Genomic DNA, 22,624 nt, shown 5'->3' on the forward strand with positions numbered 1-22,624 from the left:
ACGCCGTGAAGATGTACGACATGCCCATGGCGAATCCTGGGCAGCGCAGGTGAACGGAGTTGAATCACCTGTGAACCATCAGCGGAAGGATCCCCGTCCACGGCCACGGCCGGAACAGCTGCCGGGCATCGGTCCCAGGGCATACCTCACGCGGCCGGCCCAGAGGTCGTCCGCAGCCGGGACGACTTCGGCCCGCTGGATCTCCAGCCCCGTCCCGGGCGGCTCACCGCGTGCGCAATCGATGTGGGGGAGTCCGCGGAGATGTCCCGCGCGGGAGACCTGCCGTCACCCTTCAGCGTCTTTCCCGGTCCATCTTCGGGGCGACCCCTGCCCTGGAGATCAGCGATGAGGTGTGGCGCCAGTACTTCGACGTGAATGTCCTGTCCGCCGTCAGGATGATCCGCACCTGCCTTCCGGCCATGAAGGACCGCTCCTGGGGGCGAATCCTGAACATCGCAAGCGATTCGGCGGTGGTCACACCGGTGGAGATGGCGGGGTTGCAGCATCGAACCCCGCCGGGCGGTCTGCCGCACCAGTCGCCGAAGGACCGGCGCGGGCAGCGGTGCTGCTGCCTGTGCCGGTCCTGGCTTGCGGTGCGGGGGCTGAGTCTGTGGCTCAGTAGGCGGAGTTGACGTTGTCGATCGACCCGTAGCGGTGGGCGGCGTAGTTGGCGGCCGCGGTGATGTTGGCGACGGGGTTGGTGAGGTCGTGGGCGGTGCCGGCGACGTGGTAGGCGTTGAAGGTCGGCTGGATGACCTGGAGCAGGCCCTTGGAGGGTATGCCGTTGCGCGCGTTGACGTCCCAGTTGTTCTGGGCGTTGGGGTTGCCGCTCGACTCACGCATGATGTTGCGGTGCAGGCCCTCGTAGGTGCCGGGGATGCCCTTGGCCTTCATGATGGCCAGCGATTCCTTGATCCAGCCGTCGAGGTTGTTGGCGTAGCCCCTGCCGCCCTGGGCGCCGTCCACGGAAGCCCTGACCACGGAGGCGCTCGCCGGTGCCTTCTCGGCTGCCTGCGCGGATGTCGACGTCAGCGTGAGGGCGGCGGCCGCGGCACCGAGGGTGGCGATGCCGGCGACGGACATGGTGCGGAAGCGGGCGATGCGGCTGGTACGGGTCTGCGTGTTCGTGGTCATACGGAAGGAACTCTCCAATGGGGACGTCACGGTGCTGCCTACCGGTCATGGTTGCGGTGGCTTGCGGGGCGGTGCCCCGCGCTGCGGGCCGGAACGAACGGATCCGAAGGAATCCGCCCGGCCCTGTCGCGGCTTCCCGCAACGACAGCCATGGTTAGCGACGTGCGGGGCGGGGCGCAATGATGTGACGTACTACCCAACATCGGAGAAATGTCCAAAATGACATATTCTGTGGTGCTTGTGTACTGTTCGGGCGACCCGCCGCCCTACTACCCGCCTTAGGATGTGACACAGCTCCTATGGGTGGCATCACATCCACGGCGCCACATCGGCGGTCTCGACGGGGGCGGGCAGGACACCGAGGCGTCCGATCGACTGGGACCCGGACCGCACCACCTCTCGGACAAGCAGGCCCTGGCAGCCACCGGTGATCCGGTCGAGGACCTGCGGCGCGACTGGGACCCGCACATCGAGTTCGGCCTGACGCATCCCACGTTCTACGTAGGGGCTGAACCTGGTGTTGGCGAGCAGATTTTTCCGGTCGGCGAGAGCATCTGCGGCGGCCGGCGCCTCTTCGTCCAGTACGGTCCTGAAGGCACCGAGGCGTTCGTCGAGCCGCCGGATACGTGCCAGGTGCTCGACAACGACCTGGCGAGGCGTCACATCACCGCGCCGTACGGCATCCGCGATCTCGACGGCGGTGCGGCCGCTCCAACCCGTCACACGTACTCCCAAGTGGTGTGCGAATGTCGCGGAGAGCGTAGGCGGCAATCCTGCGGGGCGGAAGAGCGGACCGCGCCCGCGCCGCCTCGGGCACCGAACCCGGCCGCCCGGAACAGACATTGAAGGAGCCGACCGCCGCGGGGCGAAATGACGCCTGAGCGACCCCGACCAGACATTCATGATCGCTTCACCGGGAAGTCGGCCAGGTCGCACCACGACCTGACGCACGACACCTAACGTCTTTGGTTCAGACTGGTTATGTACCCGTTACACAACCGACCACGACTCCCGGACCAGAATCCCCGGGCCAGAGAACAGGGACCCCCGTGAGACTCACCCCTCTCGTGATCGCCGCGACGTCCGTCGCGCTCGTCTCCCCGGCCGTCGCGCAAGCCCGGACCCCCGCCGCCCACGCCCCGTCCGCACCCGGCGTGAGCGTCCCGGGCGGGCGGTACGAACACTCGGTCGAGCTGAAGTTCCGGGCCGAGCGCGGGACCACCGTCCGCTACACGCTGGACGGTACGACCCCGACCCGTGACAGTCGCGTCTACTCCCCCGGCCGTCCGCTGCGGATCAAGAAGGACACCAATGTCACGGCGGTCGCCTTCCGCGGCAGGCAGAGCAGCGTCCCGGTGTCGTACGGCTATCTGATCAAGTCCCGGGAGAAGCCGCTCGCCCGTCTGGTCGTCATGTCCGATGTGCACGTCGGCAGCCATGAGAGCGCCGACAAGAAGTACGAGAGCTTCTTCGACACCATCGGGTCGATCTTTCCCGAGCCGGACGCGATCCTGTCCAACGGCGACATGATCAACGACAACGGGGACGGCAAGGGCCCCGACCACAGAATCGTCTCCGAGGTCTTCCAGGCCAACCTCGCCCGCAAGGGCATGACCGACACCCAGTTGCTGATCTCCAACGGCAACCACGACGCGAGCCTCGCCGCGATACGGGCCGGATACCCGAAGGCATGGTTCCCCGACTCGGGCGGCGGCTACTACGAGTCCGAGGTGAAGGGCCTGCACATCCTCACGGTCAACACCGAGACGTACAACTCCAGCACGGCCCAGCGCACTTGGCTGAAGGAGCGGCTCACCGCGATCACCGCCGATCCGGCCTACGCGGGCAAGCCGGTCCTGGTCCAGGGACACCGGCCCACCACCGGAACCACCATGGACGGCCAGCAGGCTTCCAACCCGCGACTGGCGGAGGATCTGAGCGCCTTCCCGCAGGCCATCCTCTTCTCCGGCCACTCGCACCTGAACATCAACGACGACCGCTCGATCCACCAGCGCGACTTCACTTCGGTCAACGACGGTTCGATGAGTTACGTCGAGATCGATCACGGCTACCAGATGGTCACCGAGGACGGCCTCGCCGACCGCTTCGAGTCGCCGACCGCGCAGGCGCTCTTCGTCGAGGTCTACAAGGACCGCACGGAGATCGCGCGGGTGAACATGGCCGCGGACAAGCACGACATCTACACCGGTGGCCAGTGGTCGGCGAGCTGGCAGCCGCCGTACGCCAGTGCGGGCACCCTGAGCGGTCCCACCTGGACCGTGCGCCTGAAGGGTTCGACCAACCAGCAGATCAAGGACAACTTCCGCTACACGGACGCCGAACGCAACACCGTGGCACCGAAGTTCACCACACGTAAGCCGCTTTCCCAGGTGCACGACGCGAGGGGCGGCACGGCTCTGCGGATCGCCCAGGCCGAGGACGACCAGATGGTGCACCACTACAACGTCGACATCACCGACGCTTCGACGGGCGCCTCGGTCGTCTCGTCCAAGGTCCTCTCGGACTTCTACTTCATGCCCCGGCCGAACACCCTCGACATCCCGGTGACGGGCGCGGTCGAGGGCGGCCGGTACGTGGCACGGGTCGTCGCCGTCGACGCGTACGGGAACGCCTCCCCGGCCGCGTCGCTTACGTTCGGCAAGTAACGCTGCCGGGACCGGGCGGCTCCCTCCCTGGGGTGCCGTCCGGTCCCTGTCCTGCCTGGTGGTCAGGTCGCGTCGGGGTCGACCGCGGCCCGGCCCTTGGCCCGCCTGCCGACGACGGCTGCCGCCGCGACGGCGCTGCCCGCGAAGGCAAGGGCGACCATCCATGGCTGGTTGAAGGCATGCCGGGTGGCATGGTCGAGGGAGTACCGGCCGGGGCCGGTCAGGCCGATCGCCGCGGCGGTGAAGCCGAGGAAGGCCGGGTACTCGTAGCCGCCGCCCTGTGCGAAGAATCCGGCGGGTGCGTGGACGGCCACGGCGCCCGCCATCGCCCCGGCCGCGGCCGCACCGGCCGCCGGGGTGGCGAGGCCGAGGGCCAGAAGTGCGCCGCCGCCCGCCTCGCCGAGCCCGGCGGCGACCGCGCTGTGCTTGGGCGGGTGGAAGCCCATGGCCTCCATCGCGGCGGTGGTTCCCTCGATGCCTCCGCCGCCGAACCAGCCGGCCAGCTTCTGGGTACCGTGCGCGGCCAGTACCGCGCCGGTACCGACGCGCAGGACGAGCAGGCCGAGGTCACGCCGGTCGAGGCAGGCCATGAGGGTCTCCGCAAGGGTTCGGGGGTCGGTGGGCTTCGACGCGCCACCCGCGCCGTGGCGGACAGATGCCACGCTTCCACTCTCCGTGGCCCGGGGCGCCGACGTGTCCTGGTGTTAGGCCGTCCGGGGGACGACCGCACTCGCGACTCTGCGACGAACCCCATTATGCAACTTGTTGCATAATGGGGTTTCGGTGGTCTACAACTGGCTCAACGACACTGCGCGAGGAGCCGCCTCATGAGCCCGTACCCGAATCTGCTGAGCCCGCTCGACCTCGGGTTCACCACCCTCCCCAACCGGGTGCTGATGGGGTCGATGCACATCGGTCTGGAGGAGGTCGAGCGCGGCTTCGAGCGGATGGCCGCCTTCTACGCGGAACGCGCCCGGGGCGGCGTCGGTCTGATGGTCACCGGCGGCATCGCTCCGAACTCCCGCGCCTGCTCCTTCCCCGGCGGCGCCAAGATGACCACCGAGGCGGAGGCCGAGCAGCACGCGCGGGTCACCGCCGCCGTGCACGAGGCGGGCGGCCGGATCGCCATGCAGATCCTGCATTTCGGCCGGTACGCACACCATCCCGACCTGGTTGCGCCGAGCTCGATCCAGGCGCCGATCAGCGCATTCACTCCGCACGCCCTTGACGACGAAGAGGTCGAGGAGACCATCGAGGACTTCGCCAGGGCCGCCGAGCTCGCGCGGCGTGCCGGGTACGACGGTGTCGAGATCATGGGCTCCGAGGGCTATCTGATCAATGAGTTCATCGCCGCCGCCACCAATCACCGCACCGACCGTTGGGGCGGCTCGTACGAGAACCGCATCCGGTTCCCCGTCGAGATCGTGCGCCGGGTCCGTGAGCGCGTCGGCAGCGATTTCATCCTGATCTACCGGCTCTCGATGCTGGATCTGGTGCCCGGCGGTTCGTCGCTGGAGGAGGTCGTGCAGCTCGCCCGCGAGATCGAGACCGCCGGCGCGACGATCATCAATACGGGAATCGGCTGGCACGAGGCCCGTATCCCCACCATCGCCACCTCGGTGCCACGCGGTGCCTACACCTGGGTCACCGAAAAGGTGCGCGGCGCCGTCTCCGTACCGCTGGTGACGAGCAACCGCATCAACACACCCGAGGTCGCCGAGGAGATCCTCGCCTCGGGGCGGGCGGACATGGTGTCGATGGCCCGGCCGTTCCTCGCCGACCCCGACTTCGTCCTCAAGGCGTCCGAGGGCCGGGCCGACGCGATCAACACCTGCATCGGCTGCAACCAGGCCTGTCTGGACCACATCTTCAGCGGCCGGGTCACCTCCTGCCTGGTCAATCCTCGCGCCTGCCACGAGACCGAGCTCACCCTGTCACCGACCCGCACCGTCAAGCGGGTGGCGGTCGTCGGCGCCGGACCCGCCGGTCTCGCGTGCGCCGTCGCAGCGTCCGAGCGCGGGCACGAGGTGACGCTCTTCGACGCGGCCGAGGAGATCGGCGGCCAGCTGAACGTGGCACGCAGGGTTCCCGGCAAGGAGGAGTTCAACGAGACACTGCGCTACTTCCGTACCCGGCTCGCGGAGGAGAAGGTCGGGCTGCGGCTCGGTACACGGGCCACGGCCGATGTGCTCGAAGGCTTCGACGAGGTCGTCCTGGCCACCGGTGTCGCGCCCCGCTCCCCCGCGATACCGGGCCTGGACCACCCCAGCGTGGTCGGCTACCTCGACGTCCTGCGTGACGGGGCGCAGGTCGGCGACCGGGTCGCGATCATCGGGGCGGGCGGGATCGGCTTCGATGTCGCCGAGTTCCTGACCGACTCGGGCGATGCGGCAAGCCTCGACCCCGAGGTGTTCTTCCGGCAGTGGGGCGTCGACACCGACTACCGCGGCCGGGGCGGTCTTCGTGCCCCGGAGCGCGGGAAGGCGCCACGCACAGTCCATCTGGTCCAGCGCAAGACCAGCAAGGTCGGTGCTGGGCTGGGCAAGACCACAGGGTGGATTCACCGCACCGAGCTGCGGCACCGCGGCGTCACGATGATCGCGGGCGCCGGCTACGACCGGATCGATGACGACGGACTGCACCTCACGGTCGACGGCGAACAGCACCTCCTGCCGGTCGACACGGTGGTGCTCTGCGCGGGCCAGGAGCCGCGCCGCGAGCTGTACGAGGAGCTGCTCGCCGCGGGCCGTCCGGCGCATCTGATCGGCGGCGCCGATGTGGCCGCCGAACTGGACGCCAAGCGCGCGATCCGCCAGGGCACGGAGCTCGCCGCTGCGCTGTGACGGATCCGGGGACCCCGGCCCGGGGGTTCCCGGCCGGCCCGGCCCCTCCGTCATCGGGCCACCACCCGGCCGTCCTTAGGATGCACCCCATGTCACTCCCGCATGCGATCCTCACCGCCCTGCTCGAAAAGCCGTCGTCGGGGCTGGAGCTGACCCGCAGGTTCGACCGGTCGATCGGCTATTTCTGGTCCGCCACGCACCAGCAGATCTACCGCGAGCTGGGGAAGCTGGAGCAGGCCGGGCAGATCCGGGCGCTGCCGTCAAAGCAGCCCGCCCGTGGGCAGAAGAAGGAGTACGAGGTGCTGCCCGCGGGCCGCGAGGCGCTGTCCGCATGGGTGGCCCGGTCCGAGGACCCCAAGCAGATCCGGGATCCGCTGCTGCTGCGGATGCGGGCGGCGGCGGTCGTCGGGGCGCCCGGCCTGGATGCGGAGCTGCGCCGTCATCTGGGGCTGCACCGTCGGCAACTGGCGGAGTATTTGGAGATCGAGGAGCGGGACTTCCCGCCCGAGCGGAACTCCGCCGAGGACCGGCTGCGGCATCTGGTTCTGCGTGGCGGCATCGATCTGGAGAACTTCTGGATCGGCTGGCTGACCCGGGCACTGGCCCAGGACGAGCAGCCGAGTCCGTAGGGGGGTGTTTCCGTGCGTGACAGTTCGGTGGGCAGACGTCACGTCTTCGCACCATGCCCCCGGCGGGCGTCGCTTCCACTCGTTACGGTCCACCCACCGGCGTCCGGCCCAGCTCCGGTCGTAGCGTCGGCTGATCCATCGGCCCTCGGCTCCCGATCATGACGCGAGACGGTGATCCGGCCCCGGGCTTCGACTCGGCCGTGGCCCGGTCGGCGACGGACGACGTCTCCGCCTGTGCGCGGCTCAGCAGAATCACGCCCCGTACCGCCGCTGCCGTGCCGAGCACTGCCGGGATCAGGCTGATCGTGCCCCCCTGGAGGCGTTCGCCGAGCAGGGCCAGTCCTATGGCGGCCGCGGCCACCGGATTGGCGAGTGTGACGACGGCCAGCGGCGCGCCCAGGCCACCCCGGTAGGCGGTCTGGGAGAGCAGCAGCCCGCTCATCGCGAACGCGGAGACGAGAAGCGCGACGATGACCAGGCCCCAGCTGAACAGCGGGCCGGTGCGGTCGGTGACGGAGACGGTCAGGGTCTGGGTGAGCGCGGAGGCGACCCCGGAGGTGATGCCGGACGCCGCCGCGTGCCGCAGGCCGGGGCGTGCTCCCGGGCGGCTGAGTCCGGCAACGACAGCCATGGTCCCGGCGCCGACGGCCAGGGCTTCGGGGAGGCTGAGCGTTTCGTGCGGGGCGGTGCCGCCCGCGGTCATCAGCAGGGCGCCGAGGCCGAGCAGAGTGAGAATCGTGCCGCGCCATTCGATCCTGGTGACCCGGCGTCCGGCGGCCCTGGCGCCCAGCGGGACTGCGGCGACCAGGGTGAGGGCGCCGAGCGGCTGGACAAGGGTGAGCGGGCCGTACTTGAGCGCCGCGACATGCAGCAACGCGCCACCGGCATTGAGTCCGACCGCCGACCACCAGGCGCCGCGTCCGAGCAGCCTCAGGACCCCGGCGTCCGGCTCGGTGCGCCCGGCGAGCCGGGCCTGTGCCACCGCGGCCGAGGCGTACGCGGCAGCGGAGACCAGTGACAGCGCGACAGCGATCAGGGTGGCGTTCACCGCCGGGTCCCGGACGAGGCGTACGAGCGGGCGGAGTGGGTCTGCGGCTCGGCGCAGACGGTCGACACGGCGGGTTCGGCGGGCCGGGGCACGGCCGTCAGCGCGGGCTCGTATCCCGTGGAGGGCCACGGGATGTGTGCCCGTACCGGCACCGTGCGCCTCAGCGGCAACGCCGCGAACGCCACCGCGAGGAGCGCGGAGACCACGATCGAGTCGAGCCAGTAGTGATTGGCCGTGCCGACTATCACCAGCAGCGTGATGAGCGGATGCAGCAGCCACAGCCAGCGCCACCGGGTGCGGGTGGCGACGATCAGCCCGACGGCGACCATCACCGCCCAGCCGAAGTGCAGGGAGGGCATTGCGGCGAACTGGTTCGCCATCGAGTCGGTCGCCGGCGTCGCTCCGTACACCGTCGGTCCGTACACCTGGCCGGTGTCGACGAGTCCGGCGGCGGCCAGCAGCCGCGGCGGGGCGAGCGGGAACAGCAGATGAAGTGCGAGTGCGGCGCCGGTGAGCGCGGCGAGGATGCGGCGCGACCAGACGTAGTGGCGCGGGCGGCGCCAGTAGAGCCACACGAGGAAGAGCAGCGTGGCCGGGAAGTGCACGGTCGCGTAGTAGGTGTTCGCGAGGTGGATCAGCGTCTCGTTGTGCAGCAGCAGACTCTGCACAGTGCCCTCGCCGGGCAGGTGCACGGACCGTTCGAAGTCCCAGACGTTTCCGGCGTTGCGATACGCCTCCTCGACGTGACCGTTCGCGGCCTGCCGGCCGAGTTTGTAGATCACGAAGAGCCCCACGACGAGAAGAAGCTCGCGGACGAGGGGCGGTCGGGCAGAACTGTCCGGCTCCTGATCTGCGGGCTCGCTACCGGCGTACATCACCCGGTGCCCCTTTGCTGACGAAGCAGTGTTGCGACGGCATGGTCCAGTCCACGCCGCATCGATACGCCAGTGTACCGATACGCGAACGTATCGGTACACGTGCGTTTCGGTACACTGGCGTATCGATGGACCTCGTCGCAGAATCGCTGAGAGGGAAAACGCATGTCGCCGCAGGAAGCCGCGCAGGAACCGGCACACACGCCACGCCGCTCGAAGATCACGCCGGAGCGGGCGCAGGAGTTCTACGCGGCCGTGCTCGACATGCTGAGAGAGTCCGGCTACGAGGCCCTCACCATGGAAGGGGTCGCCTCGCGGACGCGCTGCGGCAAGTCCACGCTCTACCGGCAGTGGGGCTCCAAGCCCGAACTGGTCGTGGCGGCGCTGCACGGCACCCGGCGGGTGCTGCTTCCGCACATCGACACCGGCACCCTGGCAGGGGATCTGCGCGAGGCCGCCCGGGCCATCGGTGCGGGCTCGGGCCGCGACACCCCGCTGATGCACGCGCTCAGCCATGCCGCGCTACAGAGCCCCGAGTTGCTGTGTGCGCTGCGTGAGGCACTGATCCTGCCGGAGATCGCGGCGATCGAAGCGATGGTCCGACGCGGCGCGGAGCGCGGCGAGATTCCGGCGGACACTCCCGCGGCGGAGTTCGTCTCCGCGCAGCTGCTGGGCGTGATGCGTGCCCGGCCGCTGCTGGAGGGGAAGTTCGCGGATGAGGCGTATCTCACCCGCTTCGTGGAGAACGCCGTCCTTCCCGCACTTGGACTGGAGGCGTCCGCCCTCTAGTCCTGAGAGACGTGGGCCGCTGTCCGAGCGGATGACGACGGCCCGCTCGCGCCGCACCGTGGGGACGGGGGCGGCGCACCATCCGGGCGGCCGGTGACTCCTCAGGGAGTCACCGGCCGCCCGCGCTTCACCCCCAGCAGCTCACCCCACTCGGCCGAAGCGGCGACTATTCCACCAAACAAACGATTGGTAGCTTTACCGAACCGATCAGCGTGCACTTCGGCCACAGCGGAGGCGGACCATGGACATCGGCAACCCCATCGACTTCACAGGACGGGCAGTGCTCGTCACCGGCGGCACGAAGGGCATCGGCGCCGCGATCGCCAGGGCCTTTCTCTTTGCCGGTGCGGATGTACTGGTCTGTGGCCGCAGCGAACCTCCCGAACTGCCGGGAAGCGGCACCCGGCATGCGCACTTCCGCGCAACCGATGTCCGCGACCCTGCGGCCGCCGCCGCACTGGTCGACACGGCGGTGGAACGGTTCGGACGGCTGGATGTGCTCGTCAACAACGCGGGCGGCTCCCCGGACGCCGACGCGGCCACGGTTTCGCCGCGATTCGTCGAGAAGGTCGTCGCACTCAATCTGCTGGCCCCTTTCTATGTGGCGCAGGCCGCCAACCGGCTCATGCAGGGCCAGAGCGAGGGCGGCTCGGTCATCAACATCGGCAGCGTCTCCGCGCACACCCCGCAGCCGGGCACGGCCGCCTATACGGCGGCGAAGGCCGGGCTGCTGGGGCTGACCCGGGCGCTGGCTCTCGAGTGGGCGCCGAAGGTGCGCGTCAACCACATCACGACCGGACTGATCCGCACCGAGAGCGCGGCACCGGTGTACGGGGAGGACGGCGGCGCCGCCGTCTCCGGGGTGATTGCGATGCGACGGATGGCCGCACCGGACGATGTGGCGCGCGCCTGCCTGTATCTGGCGGGCGATCTGGCCGAGTACGTCAGTGGGGCCGATCTGGCGGTGCACGGCGGGGGTGAGGTGCCGGCCAGGTTCCTCGCCTCGAAGAGCGGACAGGGCGGCTGAAACCCCGGGAATCCCGGCGAGCGACGGACCGCCGACGGCGAGCATCGGCGCTTCGAAGGCGGACGTACACACGGACGATCATTCTCGTCCCCTTGACGATATCGACCGACCGTCTTATCGTCTTCATGACGAGAATGAGGGGGATTTCGACATGGCTGACATCACCAGGCGCTTCGGCTGGCGCCATCTGCGCTGCGCACCCACTGCCCACATCCGCCACCACAAGCGCGGCCGGATCGCCCACGACGGGCCGGGGCTGAGTTTCTGGTACCGGTCACTGACCGCCGCGCTCTCGGAAGTTCCGGTCAATGACCGGGAGTTGGCCATGGCCTTCCACGCCCGCACGTCCGACTTCCAGGACGTCACCGTGCAGGCCACCGTGACGTACCGGATCAGCGACCCGGCCGAGGCCGCCGCCCGCCTGGACTTCTCCGTCGATCCCGACACCGGGGTCTGGCGCGGAGCGCCGCTGGAACAGATCGCCACACTCCTCACGGAGACCGCCCAGCAGCACACCCTGGACGTGCTGGCCAGAACGGCGCTGGCCGAGGCCCTGGTCGACGGAGTCGCGTCGGTACGCGACCGCGTCGCAGCAGGGCTTGCCGCCGAGCCCCGGCTGCCCGCCACCGGTATCGACGTGGTCGCGGTGCGGGTGGTCGCCATCCGTCCCGAGGCCGAGGTGGAGCGCGCGCTGCGCACCCCCGCCCGCGAGCAGATCCAGCAGGAGGCCGACCGGGCCACCTACGAGCGCCGTGCCGTAGCTGTGGAACGGGAACGGGCCATCGCCGAGAACGAACTCGCCAGCCAGATCGAACTGGCCCGCCGCGAGGAGCAGTTGGTCGAGCAGCGCGGCACCAACGCCCGCCGCGAGGCCGAGGAGAACGCCGCGGCCGACGGGGTACGCGCCGAGGCCGAAGCGGCACGCAAGGTGCGGCTGGCCCGGGCCGAGGCCGAAGCCGCCCGCGAGGTCGGGGCCGCACGCGCGGAGTCCCAGGCGGCCTGGCTGCGGGTGCACGGCGAGGTGGACGCCGCGACCCTGCACGCCCTGGCAGCGACCAGGCTCGCCGAGAACCTGCCGCGCATCGACAGCCTCACCCTCTCCCCCGACGTCCTCACCGGCCTGCTCAGCAAGCTCGGCAGGAGCGACCCGGAGCCCCGGGCATGAGCCTCGCCCCGCGCGCTGTGCTGGTCCACCGCACCAGCGAGTACGACGAGTTGCTGGCCCGGCACGGCACGCACGGCCAGGCCGCGTTCTTCCTCTCCAGCCGTGGCCGGTCCATCGACGAGGTGGCCCTGCGGCACCGGCAGACCCGGCAGGCGCTCGCCGATGTGGCGGCAGCCGTACCGCTCCAGTGGCGTCAGTCACGGGTGGAGCGCGCCGATCTCGACCGTTTCCTGTTCGCGCCCGAGGACGTGGTGGTCGTAGTCGGACAGGACGGACTCGTCGCCAACGCCGCCAAGTACCTGTCCGGCCAGCCCGTCGTGGGCATCGACACCGACCCCGGACGCAATCCGGGCGTGCTCGTACGCCACCGGCCCTCCGATGCGGCCGCCCTGCTCCGGGCGGCCGCATCCCCCGGCGGCGCGGCGGACGAACTCACCATGGTCGAGGCGGTCGCCGACGACACCCAGCGCCTCCTGGCCCTCAACGAGATCTACCTCGGCCCGCCCGGCCACCAGACCGCCCGCTACCGGCTCGGCCCCGACGTGCCCGATGCCCCCACCGAACCGCAGGCCTCCTCCGGCGTCCTGGTCGGCACGGGCACCGGTGCCACGGGCTGGCTCCGCTCACTGTGGCAGGAACGCCACAGCGCCCTGCGACTCCCCGCACCCACCGACCCGCGGCTGCTCTGGTTCGTCCGCGAGGCCTGGCCCTCACCGGCGACCGGCACCTCACTGGTCGCGGGCGAACTGGGGCGCGGACAGGGGCTGCGGCTCACCGTGGAGTCCGACCGGGTGGTGGTCTTCGGTGACGGGATGGAGACGGACGCGCTGGAACTGACATGGGGTCAGACGATACGGCTGGGCATCTCGGCGACATCGCTGCGACTGACCGTCTGACGGCCCGGACCACGCACCCGGCCGGGGCAGCCGCGCGCGGGTGCCCGCTCTCCTGCGTCGAGGACGAGCGGGCACCGGCACGGTCAGCGCACGACCGTCACCGCAGGAGAGTTCCAGATCTCCCTCGGCGCCGCATGGTCCTTGTCCCCGCCCGCCTTGTCGAAGACGAAGCGCAGGGTGTACGTCCCCGCCGGGGCGGGCGAGCCGTCGGCCAGCTTCGCGTCCCAGCCGTAGAAATCCACTCCCGTGCCGGCGCCGGAGTTACGGGTCAGCCATGAGACGTCGTACGGCGTAGCGACGACCTTGCCATGGGCGTCGACCGCCTGGACCCGCATCCGTTCCAACAGCGGGAAATCGTGCGACAACATCAGCCAGGCGCTGTCGTCGGCGGTCGACTCGTTGCTGAGATCGACCGTCACGGGCAGCGACTTGCCGAAACTGAAGTAGCCGGGGCGCAGCGCCGGGTTGTCGAGCGTCGTGTTGATGCGGGTGAACGTCGGATTGACCGCGGATACAGCGTCCAGGTCTCCCGCCACGCCCTGGTACGGCACCCGTACCTCCGGGGTGTCCGCGCCCGCGGGGGTCAGCTCGATCCAGCCGCCGTACAGGGTGTCCTGCGGCACGCCGTGCGGTTCACGCAGCCGGACAGTGAAGCTCCTGCTGCCGTGGGCGGGCACGGTGATCCGGCCGTGAGCGCTGAAGTCGGCGCGGGCGCCGGCATCCGCGGCGACCCATTCGGACGTGTACGGGGGCTGCGCGGAGATCGCCGCGGTGTGGCCGGCGGTGTACGTGACGGGGTGACCGGCCGGATTGTGCACGGTGATCCGGCGGACGCTCTCGCGGCCCTCGGTGTCACCGAGCGGCAGTTCGGACGGGGTGGCGGTGGCGGCGGTGCGGTCGGCCGCGGCGAGTGCGCCGAGCGCGTTCACCCGGCCGGCTCCCTGCTGGGCGACCGGCTGTGCGCCTCGGGTGTGATCGCCGGTGAAGGCCACCGGGTCGGCGGTGTTCTGAAGGATGCCGCGCACCTCGCCGGGCTTGAGGCCGGGGTGTTCGGCGAGCATCAGCGCGACGATGCCGGCCACGTGCGGGGCGGCCATCGAGGTGCCGGACTCGACTCCGTACCAGCCGAGATGGCGCGGGAGGGTGGAGAGGATCGAGCCGCCGGGCGCGGCAAGATCGGGCTTGAACTCCTGCTCGTTGCCCGGTCCCCAGGACGACGAGGCGTCCATCAGCCCGGCCTGGTCCGGGCCGTAGGAGATACCCGCGTAGGCGCCCCAGGTCAGTGCGGTGCCGGACGGGGCGGCCAGAATCCTCTTGGCGGCGGTCTCGCTGATGACGACACCGGGGATGTCGGACTGCTCGCAGCAGAAGATGGCACCGGGGAGCTGGTCGCCGCTCGTGGTGTAGTACACGGTGGCCGCGGCGCCGGCCGCCTCGAACCTGCGGATGGCATCCATCGGCTTGCACGGCAGGCCGAGCGTGCCGGTGAACAGGACGGCCTTGCCGGTCAGGCTGCCTTCGGGCAGCGCGTCGCAGGTGGCGGTCCCCTTCACCACCGGCAGGCTTCCGTCCGCCGGTGTGGACGGGGCGCGTGTGATGTTCAGGTACGGGATCGGGGTGTCCGTACCGTCGGCGAAGCGGAAGGCGAGGTAGCCGTAGCGTTCGCTGTGGGTGCTGCCCACGGCGATGGCTTCGTCGGCGACGGCCGGGCTCGCGGCGCGGAACGGCCCCGCGTAGCCGTTGCCGATCGCGACGGTGGCGGTCACTCCGGAATCTGACACCCGGTCGACGGCCCGGGCCAGTGCGTTGCTGGAGCGGGCGCCGTTCGGGTTGCCGAGGCTGAGGTTGACGATGTCCACACCGTCCTCGACGGCCTTCTCCAGAGCAGCGATGACGATCTCGTCGGTGGGCTGGTTCTTCTCGCCGAAGACTCGGTAGGCACGCAGTGTCGCATCGGGTGCGACGCCGACGGTCTGTGGTCCGTCGCCCGCGACGATGCCCGCCACATGGGTGCCGTGGCCGGTGGCCGGTCCGGTCGAGGAGTCGTACGGGTCGGCGTCCTCGTCGGCGAAGTCCCAGCCGCCGGTCACCTTGGCGTTGGGGAATCCCCCGCCGCCGAGCGCCGGATGGTCGTAGGCGATGCCACTGTCGATGATGCCGACCGTGACCCCCTTGCCGGTGTGCCCGGCGCGGTGCGCCTCGGCGACTCCGGTCAGCCCGGTCACGGTGACGATCTCGCGTCCGGACGGCGAACTCTCCCTGGTCCCGGGCCGATCGCCCGAAGTCGCGTCCGCGACGGCCCGGCGTACCGTTTCCGCCGAGACGGGCGTCGGCGACGGGGGTGCCTCGTAGGTGACCGGCGCCGCGACCTCGGCCACATCGGGAAGCGCGGCCAGACGTGCCGCGTCGGATTCGAAGACGCGCACCGTGAATCCGCTCAGAACCTTGTCGAACCGTCGGGTGACGGTGAGATCGATCCCGGCGCGTTCCGCTTCGTCGAGCACGGCTGCGCGGTCGGCGGCGGTGTCGCCGGAAACCGTGACGATCCGGGTGACGGTGCGGTCCCCGGTACCCGCATCGGTGGCGGCTGCGGGCGCCATGGTGGCGGCGAGGGGCAGGAGCGCCAGTGCGGCAATGAGAGATCTTCGCATGGCCGTTACCCCACCAGCGGTGGTGACCGGCGTCCAGTGGCTCCCGGGTGTCGAGAACTCGCCTGGCGGGAACTCGCCCGGCCCATGGCCCCGGTTGCCACCGGACACCCACCTGACGTGGGATTACACCCATTGTTGTATCGGATACGCACATGTATCTTCTCGGTGTCCCACGGGCCCGATGCCCTGCACGGTTCCGACGGGTGTGCGTAGTCCGCAGGAAGGGGCACAGTGCTGAGCGCGATAGGCCTCGATGCCGTACAGGAGACGGCATATCAGGAGCTGGTCGCGCACGGGGCTGCCGGCGCGGACACCCTGGCGTCCCGCTTCGCACTGCCCGTGCGGGACGTGCTCCTGGCCCTGCAGGGACTCGAACAGCAGGGGCTCGTCTCGCGGTGCGGCAGCCGGCCCGGCCATTGGGTGTGCGCGCCCCCGGCAGTGGCGCTCGGCCCGTTGCTCGCGCAGCACCGCCATGAGCTGGAGTGCGCGGAGCTGGCTGCGGCGAAGCTCGCCGCGGAGTACCGCCCCGAGGCGGACACCCCCGCGGTGCACGACCTGTTGGAGGTCGTGACCGGTGCGAGCGCCGTGTCCCAGCGTTTCTCCCAACTCCAGCTGGGAGCGGAGCGCGAGGTCTGCTTCCTGATCCTTCCCGAGCCGCTCGCTGTCGCCGCCGAGGAGAACTCGGCCGAGACGCTGGCCATGTCGCGCGGGGTGAACTACCGGGTCGTGATCGGACGCGAGATGTTGTCCGGTCAGCATCTTCAGCCGGCCGAGTTGGCCGATTCCCTGGGGCGGGGTATGGAGGTCCGGGTGGCGGACGAGGTCCCGACGAAACTCGTCATCGCCGACGGCTCGCTCGGCATGCTTCCCCTGGATGCCCGGCCCGCGGAACCGGCCGCACTGGTGGTGCGCTCCAGCGGTCTGCTGGTCTCGCTGGCCGCGCTGTTCGAGTCGGTGTGGCGTCATGCGCTGCCGCTGAGCCTCAGCAGCGGCGACAAGGCCGTGATGGCACAGGAGCCGGGCCCCGACGCCGTCGACCTGCAGATCCTGTCGCTGCTGCTGGCCGGGCTCACCGATGTGAGTGTGGCCAAGGAACTCGATCTCGGGGCGCGGACCGTCCAGCGGCGGATCAAGCGGCTGATGGATCTGAGCGGGGCAACGAGCCGGCTCCATCTGGGCTGGTATGCGAGCGAGTACGGCTGGCTCACGCGCCATGGCAGCTGACCGGCCGAGGCGAACACCGGGCCTCCGCCGGGCGGCGGGCCACTTCGACGGGTCCGCGTGCGGTGGTACGTAGGCTTCCGGGTACACCGGAACGCCGAGGCCTCGCGCCTGCGGCACCCCGCACCCACCCGCTAGGAGCACCATGGACACCACCCCCACGGACACCCTCTCCCGCAACGCCCGTCCGCCGCTGGCGCAGGCGGCGCTCGGCGTGGGCGTCATCGTGCAGGACACCCAGGGGCGCGTGCTGCTCGGCAGGCACCACAGCGGAACCTGGGAGCTTCCCGGCGGCAAGGTCGACCCGACCAATGAGTCCATCGCGGCGGCGGCCGTGCGTGAGCTCCGCGAGGAGACGGGCCTGGAGGTCGGCGTGGACAGTGTGACGGTTTTCGCCATGCTCCATGACGTGGTCGCGGGGATCAACCGTGTATCGATGGCTGCCGTGGTGACCCTGGAATCGGGCAGCCCGCAGGTGACCGAGCCCCATCTGATCAGCACCTGGCAGTGGACCGGGCTCGACGCTCTGCCGGGTCCGTTGTTCGGTCCCTCGGCACAGGTACTCGCGGCCTGGCGCCCGGATCTCCCGATCGAGCACCCTCCCGCGCACCGGCTGACCGTCTCGGCCACCGGAGACGGCTCGTAGTCCTGGCCCCTCGGCCCTGTGCCCGGGGTTCGTAGGCGGAGCCGGCTTCAGCCGAGCCGGGGGCGGCAGCGCCGGGTGACGGCGAGGATGGCCATGTCGTCCTGGTGACCGTCGCCGCTCCAGCGTGCGACATCCGCGGTCACCGCGTGGACCAGGTCGCCGGGATCCATGAAGCGGGCGCCCGTGAGCACGGCGGACGCACACGGATCGTAGAAGGCGCCCGTCCGGTTGCGTGCCTCGGTGACGCCGTCCGTGATCAGGAGCAGCAGCGCGCCGGGCGGCAGCGGGAAGACATCGGTGAGCGCCTCGCCATCGGGTGCCGGTACCGCCCCCAGCCCCATGCCCAGGGGCAGCTGCGGACGGGTTGCGTCGAGCCGTACGATCGCGCCGTCGTGGATCAGGTACGGGCCCGGATGGCCACGGTTGACCAGGCGGAGCAGCTCGCCGTCGCCGGTGACTTCGGCCAGCACGGCCGTGGTGAAGTCCTCTCCCGATGTCTCGTTTCCGCAGCGGCCCGACTCCCTGCTCAGCGCGTCGTCCAGGCGCTGCGCCAGTTCGGCCAGCGTGGGGGCGTTCTCGGCCTCTTGACGGAACGCACCGATCGCCACCGAGACGGATGCGACCGCCTGAAGCCCCTTGCCCTTCACATCCCCGATGATCATGCGCACGCCGTACGGAGTCTCCTGCTGCGCGAAGAGGTCGCCGCCGATTCTGGCTTCGGCCTGTGCGGGGGTGTATCCGGCGGCGACGGCGAGCGGCCCGGCCCGCGGCGGCGGATCCGGCAGAACCGCCAGTTGCACCGCCTCAGCGATGACCCGCGCCCTCGCGAGATCCCGCCCCTGACGCCGCAACAGCAGGTTGACCGCGAGGGCCAGAATTCCGATGAGGCCGATCACGGCGAGATCGACGAAACTCTCCGAAGCGGAACGTCCTTGGATGTAATCCAGCCCCAACGAGACCGCGCAGGCGAGGCTCGCGACGAGGACGCCGGCCCGGAACGACAGCATCGCGCCGGCGATCAGCGGCGCCGCGGCCAGGAGCGGAAGTCCCATGTACGGCTGGGGCGCGAGGATGTTCAGCAGTACGCCCGAGACCAGGGCCGGAACGACGAGCAGCCAACCCGCCCATGCCGCCCTGCGCCCGATCTCCTTCACCTGTGCTCCCTGTCGCTCCCCCTCCAGGCCTTGAATTTGAACGTACCACCCAAAATATCCATATATGCGTCATAGCCAGGTCTCCTGACTCCGCCCCCGACCGGGCCTAACCGGTCGGGGGCGCCGGGTGAGGGGCACCGAGGTACGGGAATTCGGGGAGCAGGTCACTGTGGGGGCCGATGTGGTCGCTGCTGACCTTGCCGTTGGTGAGCATGGCCAGGCGGGCAGAGGTGACGTCGTCGGTGAGAGTGCGGCCGTTGGGGTAGGCGGCGGGCTTGGTGCGGTCGTAGCGCAGGACGTCCGGCAGAACGGTGTGCAGAGCCTGCTCGGCGGTCTGCGGGTCGTAGCCGCCGAAGTGCTGGAGGGCTGCGGTCCACGGTTCGCGGTAGGTGTCCCAGTCCGTCGCGGGTTCGCCGCGGTTGTAGGCCTCCTTGGCGTCCTCGGCGTTGAAGTACGCGGTCAGAGAGGGGTGGGCGCCGCGGTCGACGGACATGAGCTTCCCGTCCCGGTGCAGGCTCACCCGCGCCCACACCCCGATCACCGGCCCCGCGGCAAGTTCCGCGTCCGGCATCTCCAGCACGATGCCGAGGACGTTCTTGTCGGCACCCCAGTCCGTGCCGGTCCACTGGAATTCCTTGACGATGCCGTCCAGGTCGGCGAAGAACGGGTCACTGCGCAGGCCCGCGGAGAACATACAGGGGCCGGCTTCGATCACAACCGGCTCCGAGCCGGTGCCGACCGGCGCTTCCATGATGATCGGCTCGCCCGCGGCCTCGTGGGCGCGTGCCTGCGCTCCGGTCGCCCGGTGGACGGTGGCGGTCTGTTTCCCGTCTTGCGGCGAGGAGAACACGATGCTGAACGCCACGTCGGCCTGGTGGTCGCCGTCGGTGTCGATATTGATCCGGTACACCGCGTCCGGGTGGAAAGCCGCACCGGCGGCGGTCGCGACCGGATGGGCGTTCATGATCAGTACGGTGCGGTCCCCGGGGACGCCGAACGCGAAGAGGTCCGTCAGGTCGAGCCGGGCATCGTCCATGGGGGAGCGCAGATTGGGCCCACTGAGGTGATGAGACATGACCCCAGCGTCCGCCCGGCGCATGTGCATCACCCTGCAACGTCCGGAGGCAGCCCCGGGGTCATCCGCCTGGCCGCAGTGCGCCGCGCTCGGCCACCACGCACGCTGCAGCGGCCTCACCTTCGGCTACGCGTCAGGCGAACGCTCTCACCTCTGGGCGGCTTTCACCCCACAGTTGTGACCATGCTGAATCGAGTAGCCGTACTGTCCGACATCCACGGAGTCCTGCCGGCCTTGGAGGCCGTGCTCGCCGAGCCGGACGTGAGCGCCGCCGAGCGCATCGTGCTCACCGGCGACATCACCGCCGGCCCGCAACCGACTCAGGTTCTCGACCTGCTGACCGGTCTCGGCGACCGCGCCGTATGGATCAGCGGCAACGCCGACCGCGAACTTCTTGAGTACCGCCGCGGGCAACGCGACTCGATTCCCGATCCGATCGCCCCCTGGGCCGCCGAGCAGCTGCGCGAGGATCACCTCGACCTGCTCGGCTCGCTGCCACGATCACTCTCCCTGGCCGTGCGCGGCCTGGGAGAAGTGCTGTTCTGCCATGCCACCCCGCGTGACGACGAGGAGGTCGTCCTCGTCGACTCCCGCCTCGACCGCTGGAAGGAAGTTTTCAGCGGACTCGATGCCGACGTCCGCACCGTCGTCTGCGGCCACACTCATATGCCGTTCGTGCGCCTCGCCCATGGCCGGCTCGTGATCAACCCCGGCAGCGTCGGCATGCCCTACGGGAGGGCCGGAGCCCACTGGGCCATCCTCGGCCCGGGCGTCGAACTGCGAACCACGGACTTCGACATCGAGGCCGCCGCAACTCGGATCGGCCGGGACTCCACCTACCCCGAAATCACCGAGTGGGCCGACTACTTCCTGCACGCCCGCGCGACGGACGAAGACGCCCTTGAAGCGTTCGCCCCACGCGACGGCCGTCGCCACGCGCCGTGACCAGGGGCCTCGGTCGTCGAGAGGGCGGTAGCTGAGCAGGTCGCCGGGCCGGCAGTTCAGACGAGCAGCTTCAGCAGGCCTTGGCAGGTGCTGGGGTGAGCGGCGCAGTACTGCGGGATCGCGTCGACGTGTGCGCCTGCCGCGGCGTTGCAGACCGTGTCGGTGTCGCTCGAGCTTCCGGAGATCCAGTCGGCAGTGACGCATATGGTTCCGCGCATGGCCCAGCCGAAGTGGGTATTGGGGCGAGTTGCTCCGGCACGCAGAGGGGGAGACATTCCGAGAGCGCCGGGACAACCTGAACCGCTGTGCGCGGATACGATCGCCCCCGAGGATGCCGGGCGTCGTGCCGCCGCAAGAGTCACCCGACCTTTCGTATCGACGACCTCGGGTTCCGGCTCGCCCGATCACTCTGAGCGGGGGACGCGCAACGCGTCCGGTCGATGCCATTTGTTCTGGGGCGCCCCATCAGCCGGCACGTGGTTCAGGAACGGCTGCCGGCGTTCGCGTCATCGAATGTGAAAGTGACCGGCAGGCATTCGGGGCCGCGCAATCCGCCCGGCCGCCACCGCAGTTCGTCCGGGGGAACGGCCAGGGCGAGACCGGGAAGACGGCGCAGCGCGGTGCCGATGGCGATCTGGCCCTCGAGCCGGGCCAGCGGCGCACCCAGGCAGTAGTGGATGCCGTGTCCGAACGCGAGGTGGGCGTTGTCCTGCCGGGCGATGTCCAGGCTGTCGGGTTCGGGAAAGTGCTCCGGGTCGCGGTCGGCGATGGCGGAGGCGACCAGCACGGTCGCGCCGCGAGGGATGTCCACCCCGGCGATGGTGATGTCCTCGCGCGCGAACCTGGCGATGCCGGGGTTGACGGGTCCGTCGTAGCGCAGGAATTCCTCGATCGCGCCCGGCAGCAGCGCCGGGTCGTCCCGCAGCATCCGAAGCTGGTCGGGGTGGGCGAGCAGTGCGGCGATGCCGCTGCCGATCAGGTTGACCGTGGTGATGTATCCGGCCGCCAGCAGCAGGAAGGCCATGGCGATCAGCTCGTCCTCGTCCAGCCGCTGTTCCTCGTCCCTGGCAACGATCAGCGCGCTGAGCAGGTCGTCCCCGGGCCGGACCCGTTTGGCCTCCAATAGCCTGGTCAGGTACGTGTGCATCTGTCGCCACGCCCCGTCCACCCGGGCCGGGTCCGGCGGCTCGATCCCCCGGAGGGTCATGTCGTCGGTCCACTGCTGGAAGTCGTGCCGGTCCGTCACGGGTACCCCGAGCAGTTCGCTGATCACGGTGACCGGAAGCGGCAGCGCGTAGGTCTCGATGAGGTCGGCGCGACCGGCCGGCGCAATCTCGTCGAGCAGTCGGTCGGCGATCTCCTGGACGCGGGGCCGCAGCTCCGCCACCCGGTGCGCAGTGAATGCCTTGGAGACCAGGCGGCGCAGGCGGGTGTGGTCGGGCGGATCGGAGCGGAGCATGTTGCGCAGCACGGACTCGCGGTCGGTGGCGGGCAGCCGCTCGATGAGCCGGGGATCCGACGCATCGCGGACGTCACTGCTCAGCTGCGGGTGGGACAGGGCCGCGAGGCCGTCTCCATACCGCGTGACCAGCCAGGCTTCCAGGCCTCCTGCGATGACGGCGCGTCGTACCGGACCGTCGTCGCGAAGCTGTCGGTAGAGCGGAAAGGGATCCGCCACGAAGGCCGGGTCGGCGTAGGGCAGGAGGACCGGCTGCTGGCTCATCATGCCTCCCGTAGGGCATCGCGCCTCTTCACTCACAATTGAACAGTTTTGAGCGATATGCCCCAGCGTAATGGGCCCGGGGCGCCACCCAAGGGAAGGGCGGCGCGAGCCGAGGCCGGCGAGTCGGGGGCACTCAG

General features: G+C 70.1%; 20 protein-coding genes and 2 pseudogenes. 12 read left to right on the plus strand and 10 right to left on the minus strand.

The window, feature by feature from the left end; all coding sequences use genetic code 11:
• Positions 1-311: 311 nt before the first annotated feature.
• A pseudogene (locus tag OG609_RS03810) lies at positions 312-491 on the plus strand (SDR family NAD(P)-dependent oxidoreductase); the annotation flags it as partial.
• Positions 492-615: 124 nt separating this feature from the next.
• On the opposite strand, the gene OG609_RS03815 reads toward OG609_RS03810, so the two are convergent.
• Both OG609_RS03815 and OG609_RS03820 read right to left on the minus strand, forming a co-directional pair.
• Positions 616-1,134: a transglycosylase SLT domain-containing protein gene (locus tag OG609_RS03815; RefSeq protein WP_327271315.1), complete on the minus strand. Its 519-nt coding sequence runs from the start codon at positions 1,132-1,134 to the stop codon at positions 616-618.
• A 309-nt stretch (positions 1,135-1,443) separates the two neighbouring features.
• A complete protein-coding gene (locus OG609_RS03820; protein ID WP_327271446.1) occupies positions 1,444-1,857 on the minus strand; it encodes a hypothetical protein in 414 nt (137 codons plus the stop codon).
• 326 nt (positions 1,858-2,183) lie between these two features.
• Between OG609_RS03820 and OG609_RS03825 the strand changes: the two genes are divergently transcribed.
• Positions 2,184-3,800 (plus strand): chitobiase/beta-hexosaminidase C-terminal domain-containing protein, encoded by a 1,617-nt coding sequence (locus OG609_RS03825; protein WP_327271447.1) that lies wholly within the window; start codon positions 2,184-2,186, stop codon positions 3,798-3,800.
• Positions 3,801-3,862: 62 nt separating this feature from the next.
• Here OG609_RS03825 and OG609_RS03830 read toward each other — a convergent pair whose 3' ends face one another.
• Positions 3,863-4,390 carry a DoxX family protein gene (locus OG609_RS03830; RefSeq protein WP_327277929.1) on the minus strand — a complete coding sequence of 176 codons (528 nt, stop codon included), beginning with the start codon at positions 4,388-4,390 and terminating at the stop codon, positions 3,863-3,865.
• 237 nt (positions 4,391-4,627) lie between these two features.
• Between OG609_RS03830 and OG609_RS03835 the strand changes: the two genes are divergently transcribed.
• On the plus strand, positions 4,628-6,643 hold the full coding sequence (locus tag OG609_RS03835; protein WP_327271448.1) for an NADPH-dependent 2,4-dienoyl-CoA reductase: 2,016 nt from the start codon (positions 4,628-4,630) through the stop codon (positions 6,641-6,643).
• Positions 6,644-6,732: 89 nt separating this feature from the next.
• Positions 6,733-7,272, plus strand: coding sequence for a PadR family transcriptional regulator (locus tag OG609_RS03840; RefSeq protein WP_327271449.1), 540 nt, complete (start codon positions 6,733-6,735; stop codon positions 7,270-7,272).
• An 82-nt stretch (positions 7,273-7,354) separates the two neighbouring features.
• On the opposite strand, the gene OG609_RS03845 is transcribed toward OG609_RS03840, so the two are convergent.
• Together OG609_RS03845 and OG609_RS03850 are read right to left on the minus strand one after the other, a co-directional pair.
• The gene (locus OG609_RS03845) at positions 7,355-8,320 is read right to left on the minus strand and encodes a hypothetical protein (RefSeq protein WP_327271450.1); all 966 of its coding nucleotides are present in this window, start codon (positions 8,318-8,320) and stop codon (positions 7,355-7,357) included.
• Positions 8,317-9,195 (minus strand): phosphatase PAP2 family protein, encoded by an 879-nt coding sequence (locus OG609_RS03850; protein WP_390098012.1) that lies wholly within the window; start codon positions 9,193-9,195, stop codon positions 8,317-8,319. The genes OG609_RS03845 and OG609_RS03850 overlap by 4 nt, the downstream gene beginning before the upstream one ends.
• A gap of 165 nt (positions 9,196-9,360) precedes the next feature.
• Here OG609_RS03850 and OG609_RS03855 point away from each other — a divergent pair, with 165 nt between their 5' ends.
• The 4 genes from OG609_RS03855 to OG609_RS03870 all read left to right on the plus strand — a co-directional run bounded on the left by OG609_RS03855 (position 9,361) and on the right by OG609_RS03870 (position 13,072).
• Positions 9,361-9,984, plus strand: coding sequence for a TetR/AcrR family transcriptional regulator (locus OG609_RS03855; protein WP_327271452.1), 624 nt, complete (start codon positions 9,361-9,363; stop codon positions 9,982-9,984).
• Between the two features lie 241 nt (positions 9,985-10,225).
• Positions 10,226-11,011, plus strand: a complete 786-nt coding sequence (locus tag OG609_RS03860; RefSeq protein WP_327271453.1) for an SDR family oxidoreductase — start codon at positions 10,226-10,228, stop codon at positions 11,009-11,011.
• A 151-nt stretch (positions 11,012-11,162) separates the two neighbouring features.
• The gene (locus OG609_RS03865) at positions 11,163-12,176 is read left to right on the plus strand and encodes an SPFH domain-containing protein (protein WP_327271454.1); all 1,014 of its coding nucleotides are present in this window, start codon (positions 11,163-11,165) and stop codon (positions 12,174-12,176) included.
• Positions 12,173-13,072 carry a hypothetical protein gene (locus tag OG609_RS03870; RefSeq protein ID WP_327271455.1) on the plus strand — a complete coding sequence of 300 codons (900 nt, stop codon included), beginning with the start codon at positions 12,173-12,175 and terminating at the stop codon, positions 13,070-13,072. The genes OG609_RS03865 and OG609_RS03870 overlap by 4 nt, the downstream gene beginning before the upstream one ends.
• 83 nt (positions 13,073-13,155) lie before the next feature.
• Here the strand turns inward: OG609_RS03870 and OG609_RS03875 are convergent, their stop codons facing one another.
• The gene (locus tag OG609_RS03875) at positions 13,156-15,723 is read right to left on the minus strand and encodes a S8 family serine peptidase (RefSeq protein ID WP_327271456.1); all 2,568 of its coding nucleotides are present in this window, start codon (positions 15,721-15,723) and stop codon (positions 13,156-13,158) included.
• Between the two features lie 231 nt (positions 15,724-15,954).
• On the opposite strand from OG609_RS03875, the gene OG609_RS03880 reads away from it, so the two are divergent.
• Both OG609_RS03880 and OG609_RS03885 read left to right on the plus strand, forming a co-directional pair.
• Positions 15,955-16,947 (plus strand): helix-turn-helix domain-containing protein, encoded by a 993-nt coding sequence (locus OG609_RS03880; RefSeq protein WP_327271457.1) that lies wholly within the window; start codon positions 15,955-15,957, stop codon positions 16,945-16,947.
• A gap of 142 nt (positions 16,948-17,089) precedes the next feature.
• Complete coding sequence (locus tag OG609_RS03885) at positions 17,090-17,590, plus strand: nucleotide triphosphate diphosphatase NUDT15 (RefSeq protein WP_327271458.1); 501 nt, start codon at positions 17,090-17,092, stop codon at positions 17,588-17,590.
• 47 nt (positions 17,591-17,637) lie between these two features.
• Here the strand turns inward: OG609_RS03885 and OG609_RS03890 are convergent, their stop codons facing one another.
• Positions 17,638-18,744 (minus strand): PP2C family protein-serine/threonine phosphatase, encoded by a 1,107-nt coding sequence (locus OG609_RS03890; protein WP_442817936.1) that lies wholly within the window; start codon positions 18,742-18,744, stop codon positions 17,638-17,640.
• A 106-nt stretch (positions 18,745-18,850) separates the two neighbouring features.
• Complete coding sequence (locus tag OG609_RS03895) at positions 18,851-19,819, minus strand: DUF4331 family protein (protein WP_327271459.1); 969 nt, start codon at positions 19,817-19,819, stop codon at positions 18,851-18,853.
• A 183-nt stretch (positions 19,820-20,002) separates the two neighbouring features.
• Between OG609_RS03895 and OG609_RS03900 the strand changes: the two genes are divergently transcribed.
• Complete coding sequence (locus OG609_RS03900; RefSeq protein ID WP_327271460.1) at positions 20,003-20,764, plus strand: metallophosphoesterase family protein; 762 nt, start codon at positions 20,003-20,005, stop codon at positions 20,762-20,764.
• A gap of 56 nt (positions 20,765-20,820) precedes the next feature.
• On the opposite strand, the gene OG609_RS03905 is transcribed toward OG609_RS03900, so the two are convergent.
• Positions 20,821-20,982 (minus strand): hypothetical protein, encoded by a 162-nt coding sequence (locus OG609_RS03905; protein WP_327271461.1) that lies wholly within the window; start codon positions 20,980-20,982, stop codon positions 20,821-20,823.
• Positions 20,983-21,081: 99 nt separating this feature from the next.
• Here OG609_RS03905 and OG609_RS03910 point away from each other — a divergent pair.
• A pseudogene (locus OG609_RS03910) lies at positions 21,082-21,177 on the plus strand (formylglycine-generating enzyme family protein); the annotation flags it as partial.
• A 68-nt stretch (positions 21,178-21,245) separates the two neighbouring features.
• Here the strand turns inward: OG609_RS03910 and OG609_RS03915 are convergent.
• A complete protein-coding gene (locus tag OG609_RS03915; protein ID WP_327271462.1) occupies positions 21,246-22,487 on the minus strand; it encodes a cytochrome P450 family protein in 1,242 nt (413 codons plus the stop codon).
• Positions 22,488-22,624 lie beyond the last annotated feature (137 nt).

Source organism: Streptomyces sp. NBC_01224 (genome assembly GCF_036002945.1).
GTDB lineage: Bacteria > Actinomycetota > Actinomycetes > Streptomycetales > Streptomycetaceae > Streptomyces.